Below are 18,373 nucleotides of genomic sequence, written 5' to 3'. Positions count from 1 at the left end.
TCAATCCTCCACCTGCAGAATGGCCAGGAACGCCTCTTGTGGCACCTCGACCGAACCGATCTGTTTCATGCGCTTTTTACCCGCCTTTTGTTTCTCGAGAAGTTTGCGTTTGCGGCTGACGTCACCGCCGTAGCACTTGGCCAGCACGTTCTTGCGCAGGGCCTTGATGGATTCGCGGGCAATGATGTTGGCACCAATGGCGGCCTGGATGGCCACGTCGAACATCTGCCGGCTGATGATTTCACGCATTTTGGCTGCGACCGCCCGGCCTCGATATTGGGACTGGCTGCGGTGCACGATGATGGACAAGGCGTCGACCTTTTCGCCATTGAGCAAGATGTCCACCTTGACCACGTCAGAGGCCCGGTACTCTTTGAACTCATAGTCCATCGAAGCGTAGCCGCGACTGACCGACTTGAGCTTGTCGAAGAAGTCGAGCACGATTTCGCCGAGCGGCAGTTCGTAGGTCAACATCACCTGGCGACCGTGGTAGGCCATGTTCATCTGCACGCCACGCTTCTGATTGGCCAGCGTCATCACGGCACCGACATAGTCTTGTGGCATGTACAGGTGCACCGTCACGATGGGCTCGCGGATCTCCTGAATGCGAGCTTGGTCAGGCATCTTGGCAGGGTTCTCCACCATGATGACCTCGCCATCGCCCTTCACCACCTCGTAGACCACGCTGGGCGCGGTGGTGATCAGATCCTGATCGAACTCGCGTTCCAGACGCTCCTGCACGATCTCCATGTGCAACAGGCCCAGAAAGCCGCAACGGAAACCAAAACCCAGCGCCTGTGACACCTCGGGCTCAAATTGCAATGAGGCGTCGTTGAGCTTGAGCTTCTCCAGACTGTCGCGCAGAGAGTCGTACTGGTTGGCCTCGGTCGGGTACAGACCTGCAAACACCTGCGGCTGGATTTCCTTGAAACCTGGCAGCGCTTCGGAGGCCGGGCCAAGGTTGTTGGGCAATTTCTTTTCGAGCGTGATGGTGTCGCCGACCTTGGCAGCCTGCAACTCCTTGATGCCGGCGATGATGTACCCCACCTCACCGGCCTCAAGCGACTCGCGCGGCAGGTTGGCGGGCGTGAACACCCCCAGGTTGTCGGCGTTGTAAACCGTGCCCGTGGCCATCATCTTGAAGCGCTCGCCGCGCCCCAGACGACCATCGACCACACGCACCAGCATCACCACGCCGACGTAACTGTCAAACCAGCTGTCGACGATCATGGCCCGCAGGGGCGCGTTCGGGTTGCCCTTGGGGGCCGGGATCTTGGCGACGATGGCTTCAAGAATCTCGTCAATGCCCATGCCTGTCTTGGCCGAGCAGGGAATGGCATCGGTGGCATCAATGCCAATCACATCCTCGACTTCAGCCTTGGCGTTCTCGGGATCAGCCTGTGGCAAATCCATCTTGTTGAGCACGGGCAGCACCTCGACACCCAGGTCGAGCGCGGTGTAGCAATTGGCCACGGTCTGGGCCTCGACACCCTGCGAGGCATCAACCACCAGCAGCGCGCCTTCACAGGCTGACAAGGACCGACTCACCTCATAAGAAAAGTCCACGTGGCCCGGGGTATCGATCAAATTCAGGTTGTAGATCTGCCCGTCCTTGGCCTTGTATTGCAGCGCCGCGGTCTGTGCCTTGATGGTTATCCCACGCTCTTTTTCGATATCCATCGAATCGAGCACCTGCGCCTCCATCTCACGCTCTTCAAGCCCTCCGCAGCGCTGAATCAAGCGGTCGGCCAGCGTTGATTTGCCATGGTCGATGTGGGCGATGATCGAAAAATTTCTGATGTGATTCATCAACGAGAACGCTTAAGTAATTGAATTGTCTGGGAGAGACGCAAGAAAAAAGGGCGCGTCTTGTGGCGACGCGCCCTGAACCAACAATCTATGGCAACTGCGATAGTTGGAGCTTCATTGTAGGCAAAAAGCCTGGGACGTACAGCCCGAGCAAGACCAAGACCCTGTCGTTGCAACGTTGCAACAGGAAACTTATCAACAGCTTATCCACAAATTTCTTCAGAACGTTCTGAGTCACATGTGGGCGATCTGTGGATCACTCTCCTTGGAGGGCCTGGCTTCCCGTATCGTGGTTTTCAGTCTTCTCGATATGCCTTGGCGCATCGGTCAACAGCGCGATTCTACCTAAACGGCGCATTAGGACTTGAATAGGTAAGTACCCGCAAACTTTTTATCCCCAAGCCCACCGCTGTTTGAAAAAAGCGCCGAGCCCATGAAAAACAGGGCCTGAGACCGAACAAACCCGAGCGGTCAGCAGGGTTGAAACAAGCCCGGCGTCCCGCTCAGCGTGCGGGTCGCAACGTCGCCAGCTGCGTCCACTCGCCACGACGGAACAGCATGCTGATGACTTTGTTGCGGTCAGCCTTGGCCAAGGCCTGCTCAAAATCCTTCACGGAAAGTGTTTCACTGTTGGCCACAGAGAGAATCACATCGCCCTCGCGCAAACCAGCCCGGGCGGCAACATCAGTCGCCGCGTCAACACGGACGCCGCCTTTGAGCTTGAGCTCTTTCTTCTGGGCAGCCGTCAGCTCGGTGACCACCAGCCCCAAGGACTGAGCCGCCGACGAGCTGCGCGGCTTGTCGTCACGTTCGGTTTTGCGTGCGGCCACCGAATCAGGCTCGATCTCAGCGACGGTGATCGCCAGATCGCGATTGCCCCCTCGCCGGAAGACCGTCAATGTACTGCGCGAGCCAGGCTTGGTGTTACCCACCAGACGTGGCAGATCGGCACTTTTCTCAATCGGCTTGCCGTCAAAACGCAGAATCACATCACCCGGCTCCACGCCCGCCTTGTCTGCCGGTGATCCAGACTCGACCCCCCTGACCAGGGCGCCCTGCGCCTTGCTCAGGCCCACAGAGTCGGCAACCTCTTTGGTCACCTGATCGATCTGCACGCCGATCCGGCCCCGGGAGACCCGGCCACTGACACGCAACTGGTCACTGACCCGGATGGCTTCGTCGATCGGAATCGCAAAGGAGATGCCCATGAAACCACCCGATCGGGAGTAGATCTGGCTGTTGATGCCAATGACCTCACCGCGCATATTGATCAGGGGGCCGCCCGAGTTACCCGGGTTGATCGCGACGTCCGTTTGAATGAAAGGCAGGTAATCACCTGTTTCACGCTGCTTGGCACTCACGATGCCGGCCGTGACCGTGTTCTCCAGGCCAAAGGGAGAGCCGATGGCCATCACCCATTCGCCGACTCTCAGACGGGACACCTCACCCAGCTTCACAGCCGGCAGGCCTGCGGCTTCAATCTTGACGACAGCGACATCGGTGCGTTTGTCCGAGCCAACAATGCGGGCCTTGAATTCGCGTTTGTCAGTCAAAGTGACCAGCACCTCATCCGCATCCTCGACCACATGAGCATTCGTCATGATGAAGCCGTCCGGCGTCAAGATGAAACCCGAGCCCACACCACGAGGCTGGGCCTCTTCTTCGGGCTGGGGGCGCTGAGGCTGCTTGGGGCCTTGTCGAGGTACCTGGGGCACCGGCAAGCCGAAACGCCGGAAAAACTCCAGCATGTCTTCGTCCATACCCGTGCCGGCGCCAGGCCGGCTTGAGACCTTCTCAAGCGTTCGGATATTGACCACCGATGGCCCCACCTGGTCCACGAGGTCCGTGAAGTCAGGCAAGGTTCGCTGCGTCGGGGCACTTTGGGCTTGGGCAGCGTGGGCCGGGAACAGAGACAGTGCGGAAGCACTGCCCACCGCAGCCAACAGCACCCAGGCATTCAGTTTTTTTTTCCAAGGGACGATCGGCATCATGGTCCTTTCAAGAATCGATTCATGCACCAGGTCCGAAACAGCTCAGGCCCGTCGCCGGATCAGCAACGAGCCGATGGACTCTGGGGAGGGATTTATTTGAGCCGCTCAAGGTTCTGAGCAAACAACTTCAAGGTCTGTGCGGGAACCTCGCCAACAAGGGTTACCCACCAATCGCCGAGCACACGCTTGCCCAGGGTTTGTGTGGCGCCCATGGAGAGCTGCACCTCATCGGCGGCGCGAGGCTGACGATCGTAGGGCTCAATGAACAGCGAAACGGTGGCCAGGCCATCAGAAAACGTCCATTGCAGGGTGGGTTCCGGCGGGCCCTTGGGGCCGATCGTGGGCGCAGGGGCCATCCCGCGCCTGTAGCAACTGACCGTCTGAAAGCCAGCCACAGGACTCTTGAGGGCCCAGCCCTCTTGCTGAGCCGTCGTCTTGGTCAGATCGGGGTGCTCCACCCGGTAGCCGCTGGTGGCCGCCATCATCTGGGCGAGCTTTTCCATTTTGACACTGGCATCGAGGTCCAGTTCGGAGAAGGCCGCCTGCTCCAGAACACGCCCGTCGGCATCCAGGGTCTGGATCTTGACCACCAACCCAGACTTTTTTTCACTCCAGATGCGGTAACCAAATCGTTGGGCGTCCTTGGGCTGGATCAGCACCACATCGGCATCGAAGCCTGCCACACGGTCCACGCCCTGAGCGCTGGCCTGGTACAGAGTGGCCAAGGCCGGATCGCCGCCTCGGCGCAAATTGGGGAAGACGCCGAAAGACTCGCGTTTCTCAGCCCTCGCCACCCTCAACTCGGGCAAAAAGGTGATGACCTGATCGTTGCGACGCAAAGTCGAACGGGGGGGGCCGGTCAGAGCGTCGATGCGTTCCATCTGCACATCGCCATCACAAACGTGCCAGATGCGCGAGCTGTACATGCCACCTGCAGCCGACATGACCACAAACGTCCCGACATAGGCTTTGCGGCTCGACGCATTGTGCATGCGCAACAACCACTGGTTCAAGTCAAGCTCTGGCGCGGCCGGCTTGGCGATCGGCGCTGGCCCCACGGTGGCCTGCACGGGCGGCTGCGCCTGCACCGCAAAAGCGCCAGACTGCAGACCCAATGCCACCATCAGAGGCAGCAATGCACGACCGATCCTCCGGGGCATGCCATCGGCACCAGGGGCAAGGCTCACCGTGATGCCCCCTCAAAAGTCGCGTTGCGCAGAAAGCCGGCCGGCGTCTGCAAAGCAGAGGCTCCGGCTGCCTGCTTGTGAGCGGCCAACAACTCATCCAGACGAGGATCGCGCAGCATGACAGCACGCTCGTCACCCGGCAGCGAGACGGCCACGGCCTGCACACCGGCAGCCGCGCCGCCGTTCGCGGCCATTTGCTCACCCAAGCGCGCGGGCTGCTGGTGGGCAATCACGCCCCAGCCCACAGCCGCAACCGCCACCACTGAAGCCAAGCCGGCAACCATACGCCAGCGGAAAAGAGGTTGATTGGCTGCTTCCGCCTGAAATGTTCGCGGCGCCTCTGGCTGGGGCTGCAAGGCAGGCACCAGGGGTTCAATCTGCTCGTCAGCCAGACGGGCACGCAAACGCACCATGAAGTCAGGCGACAGGTCTGGCACGGCAGCGGCCACATCTGCACTTGAACCCCACTCACCACGAAGCACATCCCGGCTGAGGTGGTAGACCTCCCACGAGACGGCAGCATCGTCGTCTGCATTCAACTGATCCAACAACTTGGCAGCATCGGCGTCATCAAGGCGTCCATCAGCCAAGTCAGAGATCAACTCGCGGTTTTCAAGCTTTCGGTCCATTTGCAATCCCTTGGTTCATCACCAACGTTTCCCAGTCTGATTGGTCAGCAACGGCTTGACCTTGGCCGAAATGGCCTCCCGGGCGCGAAAAATCCGGGAGCGCACCGTACCAATCGGACAATTCATCACCTCAGCGATTTCGTCGTAACTGAGTCCTTCGATCTCCCGCAGCGTGACGGCCTGCCGCAAGTCTTCAGGCAAGGCTTCCATGGCAGAGTTCACCGCTTCGCCGATTTCTTTGGCGGCCAAGACGGTTTCCGGGGTTTCATCGCTGCTTAGTTCGTTTGAAACCGGGGAAGTTTCATCGTCATCGTCACGACCGCGCAGCGCGCTTTCGTTCATCACCGGGTTGCGGCGCAGATCGACCAGGGCCTTCTTGGCGGTGTTGACCGCGATCCGATAAAGCCACGTATAAAACTGCGCATCACCCCGAAATTGATGCAGCGCGCGGTATGCCCTGATGAAGGTCTCCTGCACCACGTCATCGACCAGATCGGAATCCCGGACCATGCGCGCCACCAGGCGGGCAACGCGCCGCTGGTACTTCAGAACCAGAAGCTCAAATGCGCGCTGATCACCAGCGACCGCGCGTTGAACCAACAACAGATCACTGTCGTCCGGCACTGGCAATAGGGTTGTGGGGGTGAGGGTCATGAAAACGAAGACAACACCGAGCTCAAGGCCCGATGGGCTCTTTTGACGGCTCGTGTGCAGCGCGCGAATATACCGCACAGCGCAGCAGGTGCCAGCGAGAAGGCTGGGTTCGGCGTTCCAGCCAGATCCATTTACCGGCCAGCAAGCCCTCTGCCCGCCAACGCAGCAACAGGACGACCTGCAAATCCAACAGCACATTCAGCGAGCCATGCCCGACCCAGACAGACGCGCGACGCGTCTGCAAATGGAGCGACCAGGCCATGCCGTCCCAAGCAAGCTCCCCAGGCAGGGCACCCCAGGTTGACTGCACCATGAGCGCCAAAGCAAGAAGACACAGGCACAAGGCGCTCAGCCCCCAAGCCATGGGAGGCGTGGTCTGATAGACCCAGAGACCCAGGCAGAACAGGGTGAAAACGAAAACGCCCCCTTCACCAAGCCGTCGAAGCCGCGAGGGCTTGATCGGATAGCGGACAGGGGGCGCGGCATGCATCAATCAGCAACCGGCATGAAGTGTGTATTGATCAGAGGCCACAGGGCGAGCCGCCCTGTGCCGCCGGATCAAGCCAGACGCTTGAAGACCAGCGTGCCGTTGGTACCGCCAAAACCGAAGTTGTTCTTGACGGCCACATCAATCTTCAGATCACGGGCCTCATTGGCACAGTAGTCCAGATCGCAATCCGGGTCCTGATTGAAGATGTTGATGGTGGGTGGGCTCTTCTGGTGGTGGACCGCGAGCGCGGTAAAGACACTTTCGATACCACCCGCGCCACCCAGCAAGTGCCCGGTCATCGACTTGGTCGAATTGACCACGGTCTTGTAGGCGTGATCGCCCAGCGCCGCCTTGATGGCATTGGTTTCGTTGGCATCACCCAAGGGGGTCGAGGTGCCATGCGCATTCAGGTAATGGACCTGATCCGCATTGATCCCCGCATTGCGCAAGGCCATTTCCATGGAACGACGCGGGCCGTCCACGTTGGGGGCAGTCATGTGGTACGCATCGCCGGACATGCCAAAGCCTATGATCTCAGCGTAGATGCGGGCACCCCGCGCCTTGGCGTGCTCATACTCTTCGAGCACCATGACACCAGAGCCCTCACCCAGAACAAAACCATCACGGTCCTTGTCCCAGGGGCGAGAAGCCGTCTTGGGATCATCGTTGCGGGTGGACAGCGCACGGGCTGCGGCAAAGCCCCCGATGCCCAGAGGCGACACGGTCGACTCGGCGCCGCCCGCCACCATGACATCACAGTCGCCATACTCGATCATGCGAGCCGACAAACCGATCGCGTGCAGACCGGTGGTGCAAGCGGTGACCACGGCCACATTGGGACCCTTGAAGCCGTATTGAATGGAAACATGACCCGAGATCATGTTGATGATCGAGGCCGGCACGAAGAACGGCGAAATTCTACGCGGGCCCCGGTTGGTGTATTCGCCATGGGTCTGTTCGATCATCGGCAAGCCGCCGATGCCAGAACCAATGTTGCAGCCGATACGGGCTGCCTGCTCTTCGGTCAACGCGTCGCCGGTGGGCAAACCCGAGTCAACCACCGCCTGCATGGCAGCAGCCATCCCCAGGTGAATGAAGCGATCCATGTGACGCGCTTCTTTCTCCGGGATGTACTGGGTGATGTCAAACCCCTTCACTTCGCCAGCAAACTTGCAGGCGAAAGAGCTGGCATCGAACGACTTGATCAGGTCGATACCAGACTGGCCGGCCAGCAAATTGTTCCAGGACTCGGCAACCGTATTGCCTACGGGGCTGATACAACCCAGGCCAGTGACGACAACGCGACGACGGGACATATGAAAATCTCAGTTTGGCCGGACGCAAAGCGCCGGCGGTCTGTGACAAGCCAGGCAAAGCCGCAAGGCCCTGCCGGCCCGCACTCCAAAAGTGTAGGACCGGTCCGCCAGGGACTCAGGCCTTGTGGTGCGTGTTGGCGTAGTCGATCGCGTTTTGCACCGTGGTGATCTTCTCGGCATCTTCGTCCGGGATTTCGATGCCGAACTCGTCTTCCAGAGCCATCACCAGTTCCACCGTGTCCAGAGAGTCTGCGCCGAGGTCTGCGACAAAGGCTTTTTCGTTAGTCACTTGAGACTCTTCCACGCCGAGTTGTTCGGCGATGATTTTTTTGACACGTGCTTCGATATCGCTCATGGTTCCCTCTGAGGGTTGTGAAAAGATCCGTGATTTTAGCCGCCCCGGAGAACAATCCCGAAGCATTTGCCGCACGGACCAATCGGCTTTGATTTGCTGTTAATTTACATGTACATGCCGCCATTGACATGCAACTCTTGCCCAGTCACATACGAGGCCTGCGGCGAGGCCAGGTAAGCGACGGCATGAGCGATGTCGGCGGGCTGACCCAGATGACCCAAAGGGATCTGGGTCAGCAAGGCTTTTTGCTGCTCTTCAGGCAGCGAAGCCGTCATGTCGGTGTCGATGAAGCCCGGGGCCACACAGTTCACAGTAATGCCGCGGCTGCCCAATTCACGGGCCAGCGCACGCGTCATGCCAGCCACCCCCGCCTTGGCGGCAGCATAGTTGGCCTGCCCGGGATTGCCCGAGGCACCGACGACACTGGTGATGCTGATGATGCGTCCATAACGCTGCTTCATCATCTGACGCATCACGGCACGGCTCATGCGGAAGACCGACTTCAAATTGGTATCAAGCACCGCATCCCAATCCGCATCCTTGAGGCGCATGGCCAACATGTCGCGCGTGATGCCAGCATTGTTCACCAGGACCTGCAGAGCGCCCTGCTCTTTCACGATGCGATCGATCAGCGCATCGACGGCGGCACCATCATTGACGTCCAGCGTGGCTCCCAACCCACCCACGGGGGCCAGCGTGGCGGAGATTCGGTCGGCACCCTCATCCGTCGTGGCCGTACCGATCACCTTCAAACCCCGCCGAGCCAACTCCATGGCGATCGCCGCACCAATCCCGCGGGATGCACCCGTGACCAGGGCAACCTGTCCTTCAAATTTCACGTCAGTCATGCCAACAATCCTTTGGTTTCTGCCAGTGTTGCGGGATCCAGCACCACGCCACCCACCATCTCTGCATCGATGCGCTTGGTCATGCCAGCCAAGACTTTGCCGGGACCGCATTCAATGACATGCGCCACACCGCGGGCCTTGATCGCCTGGATGCACTCCACCCAGCGAACAGGCTGAAAAGCCTGGCGGTACAAAGCATCCCGGATTCGCTCAAGATCCGCCTCGACTTGCACATCGACGTTATTGACCACAGGAATCTGTGGCAGCCCCAGCGTCAGGGTTGCCAATTTTTCGCGCAGTTTTTCTGCAGCAGGCTTCATCAGACTCGAATGGAACGGCGCCGACACCGGCAAAGGCAAAGCCCGCTTGGCGCCTTGAGACTTGAGGTACTCGCATGCCTTTTCGACCCCCGCCTTGCTACCGGCAATCACCGTCTGCATCGGATCGTTGAAATTGACCGCCTCCACGACCTCCGGCGAGCCTGCGCCAAATTCGGCCGTCACAGCCTGGCAACCTGCCACGACTTGCACCGCAGGCATACCCAGAATGGCGGCCATGGCCCCCACACCAACGGGCACAGCCTCCTGCATCGCCGCGGCACGGAAACGAACCAAAGGCGCGGCCTGCGCCAAAGTCAACACACCAGAGGCCACAAGCGCGGAATACTCACCCAGGGAGTGACCCGCCACCACCGCAGGCGCCATGCCCGTCTCTGCCATCCATGCCCGGTAGGCCGCCACCGCAGCCACCAACATCACAGGCTGCGTGTTGGTGGTGAGCGCCAAAGCCTCTTTGGGGCCTGAATGGATCAATGCAGCAACATCCTCACCCAAGGCGTCGGACGCCTCACTCAAGGCGCTGCGCACTTCGGGGTGATCACCCCAGGCATCCAGCATGCCCACCGACTGGGAGCCCTGGCCCGGAAATACAAATGCAAATGGAGTCATGTTTTTTTGGAGACTGGACAAACGAGAACCACGTCACCCCAACACCCGGCTGCGATAGAGCACAGGGGAGGCGACACCCAGACAGAGGCCAATCTGCTCAGGCCAGCCCTCATGCCGGCCTGCAGATACCCCCTAACGGTACCTATCAATAGCGCAGGAAAACCGCACCCCAGGTAAAACCACCCCCCACCCCTTCCAGCATCAGGTGCTGGCCTCGCTTGACCTGGCCGGCGCGCACCGCCGTGTCCAACGCCAGGGGAATGGAGGCTGCCGAGGTATTGCCATGCTGGTCAACCGTTACAACCACCTTGTCGAGGGGAAGCTTCAATTTGCGCGCCGTGCTCTGCATGATGCGGATATTGGCCTGGTGCGGAATCAGCCAGTCAATGTCAGCATCTGTCTTACCGGCCTTGGCCAAAGTGGCACGTGCAGCATCTTCCAACACCCCCACTGCCAGCTTGAAGACGGCCTGACCATCCATCTTGAGCAAAGGATCGCCCAGGACCTGACCACCCGAGACATGCCCCGGCACACAAAGAATCCCCACATGCTTGCCATCCGCATGCAAGTCCGAAGCCAGAATGCCCGGCTCATCCGAAGCCTCCAGCACCACAGCACCCGCACCATCGCCAAACAGCACACAGGTCGTGCGATCCGTGAAGTCCAGCAGACGCGAGAAAACCTCTGAGCCCACCACCAGGGCGCGCTGCGCCGCGCCAGACTGGATCATGGCATCCGCCACCGTCAGCGCGTACACAAAGCCACTGCAGACAGCCTGCACGTCAAAGGCCGCCGCACCGGCGTTACCCAATTTATGCTGAAGAATGCAAGCCGTGGAAGGAAACACCATGTCGGGCGTCGACGTGGCCACAATGATCAAATCAATCTGCGAAGCTTCCAGGCCTGCGGCCTCCAAGGCCCGTCGACTGGCTTGCAAAGCAAGATCGCTGCTGCCCATGTCGGGCGCTGCAAAGTGCCGGGCACGAATTCCAGTGCGCTCGACAATCCACTCATCTGAAGTTTCGACACCCTTGGCAGCCAGTTCGGCAGCCAGATCTGCATTCGTCAGTCTGCGGGGGGGGAGATAACTGCCGGTACCGGCTATGCGCGAATAACGTCTCATTGTGCGGAGGAGCCCGCCACGCCGGCCCCGGCTTCACCCGGCACCGCCGCCAACAAAGGCGCAGCGCGAGCAATCCGGACCTTCACGCGGTCAAGCAGGTTGTTTCGGGCCGCATCATACGCCCGGTTCAAGGCCTGCTCGAAAGCGAACTCATCTGCCGAGCCGTGGCTCTTGAACACCAGGCCCCGCAAACCCAAAAGAGCCGCCCCGTTGTAGCGACGATAGTCCATTCGCTTCTTCAAAGAAGAAAGGACCGGATAAGCACAGATGGCCGCTATTTTTCGAAAGATGTTGCGAGAAAACTCTTCACGCAAGAAGCCGACGATCATGAAGGCCAAGCCCTCCGTGGCCTTCAAAGCCACGTTGCCGACAAAGCCATCACAGACCACGATCTCGATCGTACCCTTGAAGATGTCATTGCCTTCAACGTTGCCAAAAAAATTCAGATCCCCTGAACCCGCAGCAGATCGCAGCAACTCACCCGCTTTTTTGATCGTGTCATTGCCCTTGATGACTTCCTCACCAATGTTGAGCAAACCCACAGACGGATGAGCCTCATCTTTGAGGACAGACACCAGAGCCGACCCCATGACCGCGAATTGCAACAGGTGCTCGGCCGTGCAATCCACATTGGCGCCCAGGTCCAGCACGGTGGTAGCCTGGCCTTTGATGTTGGGCATCAAGGCAGCAATCGCCGGGCGATCAATGCCATCGAGGGTTTTGAGCAAATAGCGGGCAATGGCCATCAAGGCCCCAGTATTGCCAGCAGAGACCGCCACATCGGCACGGCCGTCCTTGACCTGCTGGATGGCCACACGCATCGAAGAATCCTTCTTCTTGCGCAGCGCCACTTCCACCGTATCGTCCATGCTGACGACTTCAGAGGCCGCCAACACCTCGGCGCGGTCATGCACCAAACCCGTCAGCGCCTCAGGCTTGCCAACCAGCAAAAGCCGCGCATCCGCATGCTGCTCCAGAAAATGCCGGCATGCAGCCAGCGTGACGCGGGGGCCATGGTCGCCCCCCATGCAGTCAACAGCCAGTGTGATCATTCAGAGCTCAATCAACCGCCCAAGCGGCTTCGAAATGGATAGCCAACAAAAGAAAAGCCCGCGCTACTTGGAATGTAGCATCGGGCTTCGATGGCTCCGGAAGCAGATCAGGCTTCGGACTTGTTCTTCAGAACCTGACGACCACGGTAGAAGCCGTTGGGGCTGATGTGGTGACGCAGGTGGGTTTCACCGGTGGTAGGTTCCACGGCGATGCCCGGCACGTTCAGGGCATTGTGCGAGCGGTGCATACCGCGCTTGGAAGGGGACTTTTTGTTTTGCTGGACGGCCATGTCAGGCTCCTGGACTAAAGGGTTGTTACATGAGCCTGGGGCCAGCGAGAAAATCACGCCAGCACAGGCAGTTCTGTGCGAAATCAGTGAGAAATCAACTCACAATCAACTCAATCAGCGCGGCAACCAGATCAAAAAGACGCCGAGGAATTCGCGCGAAGCCTTTGATTATAGCTCATCTCAAAAGGCAAGCCCAGTCACTCTTTTTTGAGCTTGGCCAATGCCGCAAACGGATTGGGCTTGGCGGCCTCGGCAGCCTGGTATTCCTCGTCCTCCACCGCCATGGGCAACACCTCGGGGCAGACCTCATGGCGCGGCACCACGGGCAACTCCATCAACAACTCATCTTCAATCAGCTCATGCAGATTGAACTCGCGACTGAGCACCAACACATCTTCTTCGGATTCATCATCTTCAGCTTCTGCTGTGGCCTCATCACGCACAAAGCGGAAGGAACGCTGACACGACAGCAACACCTCCACCGGCCCCAGGCAGCGCTGACAGATCTGCACCAGGCTGGCCTGAGCCTCCAGGTGCAGCCACACCTGATCGGCGCCACCGGTCACGGGCCGCGATTCACCTTGCGCCAACCAACGAACCTCGTGCTCGTCAATATGCGCCGTCACAGCCTCTTCAGCCAAGCGCGCAAAAGACAGCAAAGGCGCCTGCCCAGACAGGGTGTCGCCAGCCTGCGCCAACGCCTTCAGGTCGAGGCGCTCCATGAAATACTCTTTCTTCATGCGCGCAGTGTAAGAGAATCCCCGGCATGACCCCAAGCGCACCCACCCACCCCAGCCCATCGCGCACACTGGTGCTGGGCTCCACCTCCCGCTATCGCAAAGAGTTGCTGAGTCGACTCGGCCTGCCCTTTGAAGTGGCCTCCCCCGAAGTGGACGAGACGCCGCAGGCCGGCGAAGCCCCGGCCGAACTGGCCAAACGCCTGGCCCTCGCCAAAGCCCACGCCGTGGCCAGGCAGTTCCCCTCGGCCGTTGTCATCGGCTCCGATCAGGTGGCCGACCTCCATGGCGAACCCCTGGGCAAGCCTGGCAACCACGAGCGTGCCGTGGCCCAGTTGCGGCGCATGCGAGGCCAGACTGTTGTGTTCCAGACGGCGGTGGCCGTGGTCTGCCAGGCCACCGGTTTTGCCCAAAGCGATCTGGCCGCGGTGCGGGTGCAGTTTCGCCAACTCAGTGACGCTGAAATCGAAACCTACCTGCAGCGCGAGAAACCCTATGACTGCGCAGGCAGCGCCAAAAGCGAAGGGCTGGGCATTGCCCTGCTCTCCTCGATCGAGAACGATGACCCCACCGCCCTGATCGGCCTGCCGCTGATCCGCACCTGCCGACTGATCCAGGCCGCCGGCATCGAGGTACTGACATGAGCAACACCCATTCAAGCCCTGCAGGCCGCCTGTTCCTGGTTCCAGCGCCGCTGGATTTCGGCTGCAACCAGCAAGCGCCGGTGACCGATGTGATCCCAAGCAAGACCCTCCTCACGGCCGCCGGATTGCGTCATTGGGTGTGCGAGAACGCCAAAAGCACGCGCGCCTACCTCAAGCGCATCGGCGAACACCACCCCTTGGCAGCGCCCATTCAAGAGCAATCCCTGCAAGAACTGCCGCGTGCCGTGCACAAAAAAGGGGACCACCAAGCCGGCCAGTTTGACGCCCGCCCCCTGCTGGCGCCAGCCCTGGCGGGTCACGACATGGGGCTGATCAGCGAAGCGGGCATGCCCGCTGTGGCAGACCCAGGCTCATCGGTGGTGCGCGCCGCCCACGACCTGGGCATTGAGGTGGTGGCACTGACAGGCCCGATCTCTCTGCTGTTGACCCTGGCCGCCAGCGGGCTGAACGGACAGAACTTCGCCTTTGTGGGCTACCTGCCCCAAGACAACGGAGAACGCAACCAGCGCCTGCGAGAACTCGAATCACTGGCACTCAAGACCGGACAGACCCAATTGTTCATTGAAACGCCCTACCGCAATCAAGCCCTGTGGCAGGGCCTGCTGCAGAGCCTGCAACCCAATACCCGCCTGGCCATCAGTTACGGCCTGACCCTGGACCAGGGGAAAAACCGCAGCAAGCTGGTGAAGGATTGGCGCCAACAGGCCCATCAAGACCCGAAGGCCTCCGGAAAAACCAAGGACTTTCCACCCAATGACCTGCCGGCGGTCTTCGGCATCGGGCGCTGAACGCCCCGTGCAAGCACCCTGTGCTCTCAAACCTCAGCGCAAGGCAGGTACAGAGCGCAGGGCACGCACGGCACCCTCTCCAAAAGCCGCACCAAAGCGCTTGGCCAGGCGTTCGGCCACGTTGTCACGGCGGGTGTAATCCACCAGATCTTCGGCCTTGACCACCTCACGGGCCACGTAGTCGAGGTTGCCAAGCTGATCGGCCAGCCCCATCTCAACGGCCTGCTCACCGGTCCAGAACAACCCACTGAACATCTCCGGTGTTTCTTTCAGGCGCTTGCCGCGCCCATCCTTCACCGCCTTGATGAACTGCTGGTGAATCTGGTCGAGCATGGCCTGGGCGAACACACGCTGGCGCTCGGTCTGGGGGCTGAATGGGTCCAGAAAGCCCTTGTTCTCGCCGGCCGTCATGAGGCGCCGCTCCACGCCCAGCTTGTCCATCAGCCCCGTGAAGCCGAAACCATCCATGAGCACACCGATGCTGCCCACGATGCTGGCCTTGTCGACAAAGATCTGATCTGCCGCCGCAGCGATGTAATAAGCGGCCGAAGCACAGGACTCCTCCACCACCACATACACCGGCTTGGAATGCTTGGCCTTCAGCCGCCGGATCTCGTCATTGATGATGCCGGCCTGAACTGGGCTGCCACCGGGTGAGTTGATCAGCAACACGACCGCCTGAGCGCCGTCGTCCTCAAAGGCGCTGCGCATGGCGGCCACCACAAACTCGGCACTGGCATCAGCCCCTGCGGCAATCTCGCCTTTGATTTCAACCACGGCCGTGTGGGGAGAGCTTTTGTCGGTCACTGGGGCGGCCCGACTGAACAACATCCAGGCACTGACCGACAGCAGCAGCAGCCAGGCCAGCCGGATGATATTGCGCCAGCGCCGCGCCGCCTGCTGCTCACGCAGCGAAGCAAAGGCCAGCTTTTCAAGGGTTTCACGCTCCCAACCGGACGGCAGGGGCGAAGCCGTTGCAGAGGAAGCAGGTGCCGCAGCAGACACCGTCGGCGCAACAGGCTCAGGAGCCGGCGTCAACACGGGCTCATCGGTGGGTTCGGGCGTGCGGGGATCCGTCATCTCAGAATTCAACAGGGTGCAGGTTATAGGCAGTATGCCAGTGCACCACGCCATCCCTTTCCGACAGTTCGATGCGGATCAAGCCGCTTCGGCAGGGGCCGCCTCGGCACTGCCCCGTGTCGGGCGCATAGACCGCACCATGGGTGGCACAGAGCAGCCACCGGCCCGAATCATCAAAAAAACGATTCGGCTGGTAGTCCATTTCCATGGCCACATGGGTGCAGCGGTTCAGGTAGGCGTGGGCACGACCCTCATAGCGTATGGCAAAGGCACGGCAGGTCTGCCCGGCATAGGCCACATCAAAGGGTACTCCGTCCCCGCCGTCGATCAGATCGTTGCTGCTACACAACGGAATCATCACTTCCATCACCCCTCCCTGACCCCACCAGCACTGGCGTGGCCTTCAAGTTCAAGCGTTATTGAGCAGCCACTGGTGCAGATCAGCCACCGAATGCGCCACATGGCGCGGTCGCAGGACCTCAAACGCATCAGGCTCATGGGCACCATAACTCACCCCCACGCTGGCACAGCCGGCGTTCAGCGCCATCTGCAGATCATGCGTGGTATCGCCAATCATCAAGGTTCGTTCGGGCGCCACGTCAAACTCGGCCATCAACTCGTGCAGCATGCGAGGGTCGGGCTTGCCTGCCGTCTCATCGGCCGTGCGCGACCCATCAAACACCCCGCGCAAGGCCACAGAATGCAGCGCCTCGTTCAGGCCCCGCCGGCTCTTGCCCGTGGCCACCGTGATGAGGTGCTGGCGTTCGCGCAGGGCGGCCAGCAGCGGCAACACCCCGTCGAACAACGCAATGTCGTCCTGATGCTTTAAATAGTGAAAGCGGTAACGATTCCCGAGCTCGGCGTACTTCTCAGGCGGAACATCGGGTGCCGCATGGGCCAAGGCCTGCATCAAGGCCATCCCGATCACATACGAGGCCGCCTCGTCGCTGGGACGCGCGCCCCCCACGTCCACCACGGCCGCCTGGATGCAGCGCACGATGATCTGGGTGGAGTCAAACAGGGTGCCGTCCCAATCGAAGGCAATCAGATCGAACTGGCGGGGTCGGCTGGAGGCGGTCATGGGCGGGGTTGGGCGTCAATGAAAGATTGCAATTCGGGTGGCAGGGGCAATTCCAACTGAATGGCCTCGCCGCTGGCAGGGTGCTTGAACTGTAACCGCCATGCGTGCAGAAACATGCGCTTGAGGCCATGCCTGACCAGGCGCTTGTTCAGTTCGAAATCGCCATATTTGTCATCACCCGCAATCGCGTGCCCACTGCTCGCCAGGTGCACCCGGATCTGGTGGGTGCGCCCGGTCTTGATCGTCACCTCCAGCAGCGAGAACGCAGGAAGCCCCGCCCACTGAACTGGCGGCAAAGCCGAACGCTCGCGGACCAGGGTGACGGCGCGCATGGCGTCCGGATGATCCTTGTCGACCACCTTCACACGCCGCTCGCCGTCCGGGAGCAGGTATTTGTGCAAAGCCGAATCGATCACCTTCTTGTTGGCCGGCCAGGCCCCGATGGCCAGCGCCAGGTAGGTCTTGCCGGTCTCGCGGTCGCGGAACTGGTCTTGCAGATGCGTCAGCGCCGAGCGCTTCTTGGCCAGCAGCAAGATGCCCGAGGTCTCTCGATCCAGCCGGTGCACCAGTTCCAGAAAGCGCGCCTGGGGTCGTGCCTGGCGCAACTGCTCGATCACACCAAAACTCACGCCACTGCCGCCGTGCACGGCCACCCCGGCCGGCTTGGCAATGGCCAGCACATGATCATCTTCAAAAAGAATCGGAAATTCACGGGCTGGTGCCGGGGTTTCCGCCTTTTCAACGGCACGATCAGACAGACGGACGGGCGGCACACGGACCGAATCGCCGGCCTGCACCCGGGTATCGGCGGCCACCCGCCCCTTGTTGATGCGCACTTCACCACTGCGAATGATGCGGTAGACATGCGTTTTAGGCACCCCTTTGAGGTGCCGGATCAGAAAGTTGTCGAGGCGCTGGCCGGCGGATTCTTCGTCCACCAGCAAGAGGCTGGCCGCAGCGGCGGCGGGCTTGATTTGAGGGCCGACTTTGCCCTCTATAATGTGTTTCACTAGCGCTTTGCTGTAACTGGTTGATTCGTCTGGAGTTTAGTCCAGTCCCACCTCCGCAGCGCTGGCAAGGTCGATGCCGACTGACTTGTGAACTGTAGATCACGCACCAGAGTTCGTGATGACAGTGTCCCAAAGCCAGATGGGCCGGCACTTTGAAACACCGATACGGAATACCCATGCCTGAGAGCCCGCTGAAATTGCCGGGGTCTCGGGCGGATCAAAGCGAGACAACCTGTGCTGATGGCGCTGATTCAGACCTGCTTGCGGTGGCTTATGCCACCGTCAAATGGCATGCAATCGCCCATGGTGCCCGCCTACCGG

20 protein-coding genes are annotated in these 18,373 nt (G+C 60.4%); 2 read left to right on the top strand and 18 right to left on the bottom strand.

The window, feature by feature from the left end; genetic code table 11:
- The 14 genes from lepA to AC3WUT_RS09235 all read right to left on the bottom strand — a co-directional run bounded on the left by lepA (nucleotide 1) and on the right by AC3WUT_RS09235 (nucleotide 13,431).
- A complete protein-coding gene (lepA, locus tag AC3WUT_RS09300) occupies nucleotides 1-1,809 on the bottom strand; it encodes a translation elongation factor 4 (protein WP_492346802.1) in 1,809 nt (602 codons plus the stop codon).
- Nucleotides 1,810-2,312: 503 nt separating this feature from the next.
- Entirely contained in the window at nucleotides 2,313-3,797 is a 1,485-nt protein-coding gene (locus tag AC3WUT_RS09295; RefSeq protein ID WP_492347058.1) for a DegQ family serine endoprotease, read from the bottom strand.
- Between the two features lie 95 nt (nucleotides 3,798-3,892).
- Nucleotides 3,893-4,960, bottom strand: a complete 1,068-nt coding sequence (locus AC3WUT_RS09290) for a MucB/RseB C-terminal domain-containing protein (RefSeq protein WP_492346801.1) — start codon at nucleotides 4,958-4,960, stop codon at nucleotides 3,893-3,895.
- Between the two features lie 23 nt (nucleotides 4,961-4,983).
- A complete protein-coding gene (locus tag AC3WUT_RS09285; protein WP_492346800.1) occupies nucleotides 4,984-5,616 on the bottom strand; it encodes an RseA family anti-sigma factor in 633 nt (210 codons plus the stop codon).
- Between the two features lie 18 nt (nucleotides 5,617-5,634).
- Nucleotides 5,635-6,270 (bottom strand): RNA polymerase sigma factor RpoE, encoded by a 636-nt coding sequence (gene rpoE / locus AC3WUT_RS09280; protein ID WP_492346799.1) that lies wholly within the window; start codon nucleotides 6,268-6,270, stop codon nucleotides 5,635-5,637.
- Between the two features lie 22 nt (nucleotides 6,271-6,292).
- Nucleotides 6,293-6,760, bottom strand: a complete 468-nt coding sequence (locus AC3WUT_RS09275) for a hypothetical protein (RefSeq protein ID WP_492346798.1) — start codon at nucleotides 6,758-6,760, stop codon at nucleotides 6,293-6,295.
- A gap of 68 nt (nucleotides 6,761-6,828) precedes the next feature.
- The gene (fabF, locus tag AC3WUT_RS09270; protein WP_492346797.1) at nucleotides 6,829-8,076 is read right to left on the bottom strand and encodes a beta-ketoacyl-ACP synthase II; all 1,248 of its coding nucleotides are present in this window, start codon (nucleotides 8,074-8,076) and stop codon (nucleotides 6,829-6,831) included.
- A gap of 115 nt (nucleotides 8,077-8,191) precedes the next feature.
- The gene (gene acpP, locus AC3WUT_RS09265; protein ID WP_019575021.1) at nucleotides 8,192-8,431 is read right to left on the bottom strand and encodes an acyl carrier protein; all 240 of its coding nucleotides are present in this window, start codon (nucleotides 8,429-8,431) and stop codon (nucleotides 8,192-8,194) included.
- A 104-nt stretch (nucleotides 8,432-8,535) separates the two neighbouring features.
- Nucleotides 8,536-9,279: a 3-oxoacyl-ACP reductase FabG gene (gene fabG, locus AC3WUT_RS09260; RefSeq protein ID WP_492346796.1), complete on the bottom strand. Its 744-nt coding sequence runs from the start codon at nucleotides 9,277-9,279 to the stop codon at nucleotides 8,536-8,538.
- Complete coding sequence (fabD, locus tag AC3WUT_RS09255) at nucleotides 9,276-10,226, bottom strand: ACP S-malonyltransferase (protein ID WP_492347057.1); 951 nt, start codon at nucleotides 10,224-10,226, stop codon at nucleotides 9,276-9,278. The genes fabG and fabD overlap by 4 nt, the downstream gene beginning before the upstream one ends.
- Before the next feature lie 145 nt (nucleotides 10,227-10,371).
- The gene (locus tag AC3WUT_RS09250) at nucleotides 10,372-11,349 is read right to left on the bottom strand and encodes a beta-ketoacyl-ACP synthase III (RefSeq protein ID WP_492346795.1); all 978 of its coding nucleotides are present in this window, start codon (nucleotides 11,347-11,349) and stop codon (nucleotides 10,372-10,374) included.
- Nucleotides 11,346-12,401, bottom strand: a complete 1,056-nt coding sequence (gene plsX / locus AC3WUT_RS09245) for a phosphate acyltransferase PlsX (RefSeq protein ID WP_492346794.1) — start codon at nucleotides 12,399-12,401, stop codon at nucleotides 11,346-11,348. Before plsX ends, AC3WUT_RS09250 begins: the two co-directional genes overlap by 4 nt.
- A gap of 107 nt (nucleotides 12,402-12,508) precedes the next feature.
- The gene (rpmF, locus tag AC3WUT_RS09240; RefSeq protein WP_005794249.1) at nucleotides 12,509-12,691 is read right to left on the bottom strand and encodes a 50S ribosomal protein L32; all 183 of its coding nucleotides are present in this window, start codon (nucleotides 12,689-12,691) and stop codon (nucleotides 12,509-12,511) included.
- Between the two features lie 197 nt (nucleotides 12,692-12,888).
- Complete coding sequence (locus tag AC3WUT_RS09235) at nucleotides 12,889-13,431, bottom strand: YceD family protein (RefSeq protein WP_492346793.1); 543 nt, start codon at nucleotides 13,429-13,431, stop codon at nucleotides 12,889-12,891.
- A 26-nt stretch (nucleotides 13,432-13,457) separates the two neighbouring features.
- Here AC3WUT_RS09235 and AC3WUT_RS09230 point away from each other — a divergent pair, with 26 nt between their 5' ends.
- Nucleotides 13,458-14,072 carry a Maf family protein gene (locus AC3WUT_RS09230; protein ID WP_492346792.1) on the top strand — a complete coding sequence of 205 codons (615 nt, stop codon included), beginning with the start codon at nucleotides 13,458-13,460 and terminating at the stop codon, nucleotides 14,070-14,072.
- The gene (locus tag AC3WUT_RS09225) at nucleotides 14,069-14,881 is read left to right on the top strand and encodes an SAM-dependent methyltransferase (protein WP_492346791.1); all 813 of its coding nucleotides are present in this window, start codon (nucleotides 14,069-14,071) and stop codon (nucleotides 14,879-14,881) included. Before AC3WUT_RS09230 ends, AC3WUT_RS09225 begins: the two co-directional genes overlap by 4 nt.
- 33 nt (nucleotides 14,882-14,914) lie before the next feature.
- Here the strand turns inward: AC3WUT_RS09225 and AC3WUT_RS09220 are convergent, their stop codons facing one another.
- Genes AC3WUT_RS09220 through AC3WUT_RS09205 form a run of 4 tightly spaced genes read right to left on the bottom strand, consistent with a single transcriptional unit; the run spans nucleotide 14,915 to nucleotide 18,052 of the window.
- Complete coding sequence (locus AC3WUT_RS09220; protein WP_492346790.1) at nucleotides 14,915-15,961, bottom strand: S49 family peptidase; 1,047 nt, start codon at nucleotides 15,959-15,961, stop codon at nucleotides 14,915-14,917.
- Between the two features lies 1 nt (nucleotide 15,962).
- A complete protein-coding gene (locus tag AC3WUT_RS09215) occupies nucleotides 15,963-16,328 on the bottom strand; it encodes a Rieske (2Fe-2S) protein (RefSeq protein WP_492346789.1) in 366 nt (121 codons plus the stop codon).
- Between the two features lie 42 nt (nucleotides 16,329-16,370).
- Nucleotides 16,371-17,042, bottom strand: a complete 672-nt coding sequence (locus tag AC3WUT_RS09210) for an HAD family hydrolase (RefSeq protein WP_492346788.1) — start codon at nucleotides 17,040-17,042, stop codon at nucleotides 16,371-16,373.
- Entirely contained in the window at nucleotides 17,039-18,052 is a 1,014-nt protein-coding gene (locus tag AC3WUT_RS09205; RefSeq protein ID WP_492346787.1) for an RluA family pseudouridine synthase, read from the bottom strand. The genes AC3WUT_RS09210 and AC3WUT_RS09205 overlap by 4 nt, the downstream gene beginning before the upstream one ends.
- Nucleotides 18,053-18,373 lie beyond the last annotated feature (321 nt).

This window comes from Curvibacter sp. EU05-FHT14A10, from assembly GCF_058791075.1.
Note: the sequence above shows the minus strand (reverse complement) of the source record. Positions and strands in the feature narration are given on the sequence as shown.

Excerpts from the sequence above, each read along its gene's own strand:
- lepA (WP_492346802.1), bottom strand. The coding sequence starts at position 1,809 with ATGAATCACATCAGAAATTTTTCGATCATCGCCCACATCGACCATGGC.
- AC3WUT_RS09295 (WP_492347058.1), bottom strand. The coding sequence starts at position 3,797 with ATGCCGATCGTCCCTTGGAAAAAAAAACTGAATGCCTGGGTGCTGTTG.
- AC3WUT_RS09290 (WP_492346801.1), bottom strand. The coding sequence starts at position 4,960 with ATGCCCCGGAGGATCGGTCGTGCATTGCTGCCTCTGATGGTGGCATTG.
- AC3WUT_RS09285 (WP_492346800.1), bottom strand. The coding sequence starts at position 5,616 with ATGGACCGAAAGCTTGAAAACCGCGAGTTGATCTCTGACTTGGCTGAT.
- rpoE (WP_492346799.1), bottom strand. The coding sequence starts at position 6,270 with ATGACCCTCACCCCCACAACCCTATTGCCAGTGCCGGACGACAGTGAT.
- AC3WUT_RS09275 (WP_492346798.1), bottom strand. The coding sequence starts at position 6,760 with ATGCATGCCGCGCCCCCTGTCCGCTATCCGATCAAGCCCTCGCGGCTT.
- fabF (WP_492346797.1), bottom strand. The coding sequence starts at position 8,076 with ATGTCCCGTCGTCGCGTTGTCGTCACTGGCCTGGGTTGTATCAGCCCC.
- acpP (WP_019575021.1), bottom strand. The coding sequence starts at position 8,431 with ATGAGCGATATCGAAGCACGTGTCAAAAAAATCATCGCCGAACAACTC.
- fabG (WP_492346796.1), bottom strand. The coding sequence starts at position 9,279 with ATGACTGACGTGAAATTTGAAGGACAGGTTGCCCTGGTCACGGGTGCA.
- fabD (WP_492347057.1), bottom strand. The coding sequence starts at position 10,226 with ATGACTCCATTTGCATTTGTATTTCCGGGCCAGGGCTCCCAGTCGGTG.
- AC3WUT_RS09250 (WP_492346795.1), bottom strand. The coding sequence starts at position 11,349 with ATGAGACGTTATTCGCGCATAGCCGGTACCGGCAGTTATCTCCCCCCC.
- plsX (WP_492346794.1), bottom strand. The coding sequence starts at position 12,401 with ATGATCACACTGGCTGTTGACTGCATGGGGGGCGACCATGGCCCCCGC.
- rpmF (WP_005794249.1), bottom strand. The coding sequence starts at position 12,691 with ATGGCCGTCCAGCAAAACAAAAAGTCCCCTTCCAAGCGCGGTATGCAC.
- AC3WUT_RS09235 (WP_492346793.1), bottom strand. The coding sequence starts at position 13,431 with ATGAAGAAAGAGTATTTCATGGAGCGCCTCGACCTGAAGGCGTTGGCG.
- AC3WUT_RS09230 (WP_492346792.1), top strand. The coding sequence starts at position 13,458 with ATGACCCCAAGCGCACCCACCCACCCCAGCCCATCGCGCACACTGGTG.
- AC3WUT_RS09225 (WP_492346791.1), top strand. The coding sequence starts at position 14,069 with ATGAGCAACACCCATTCAAGCCCTGCAGGCCGCCTGTTCCTGGTTCCA.
- AC3WUT_RS09220 (WP_492346790.1), bottom strand. The coding sequence starts at position 15,961 with ATGACGGATCCCCGCACGCCCGAACCCACCGATGAGCCCGTGTTGACG.
- AC3WUT_RS09215 (WP_492346789.1), bottom strand. The coding sequence starts at position 16,328 with ATGGAAGTGATGATTCCGTTGTGTAGCAGCAACGATCTGATCGACGGC.
- AC3WUT_RS09210 (WP_492346788.1), bottom strand. The coding sequence starts at position 17,042 with ATGACCGCCTCCAGCCGACCCCGCCAGTTCGATCTGATTGCCTTCGAT.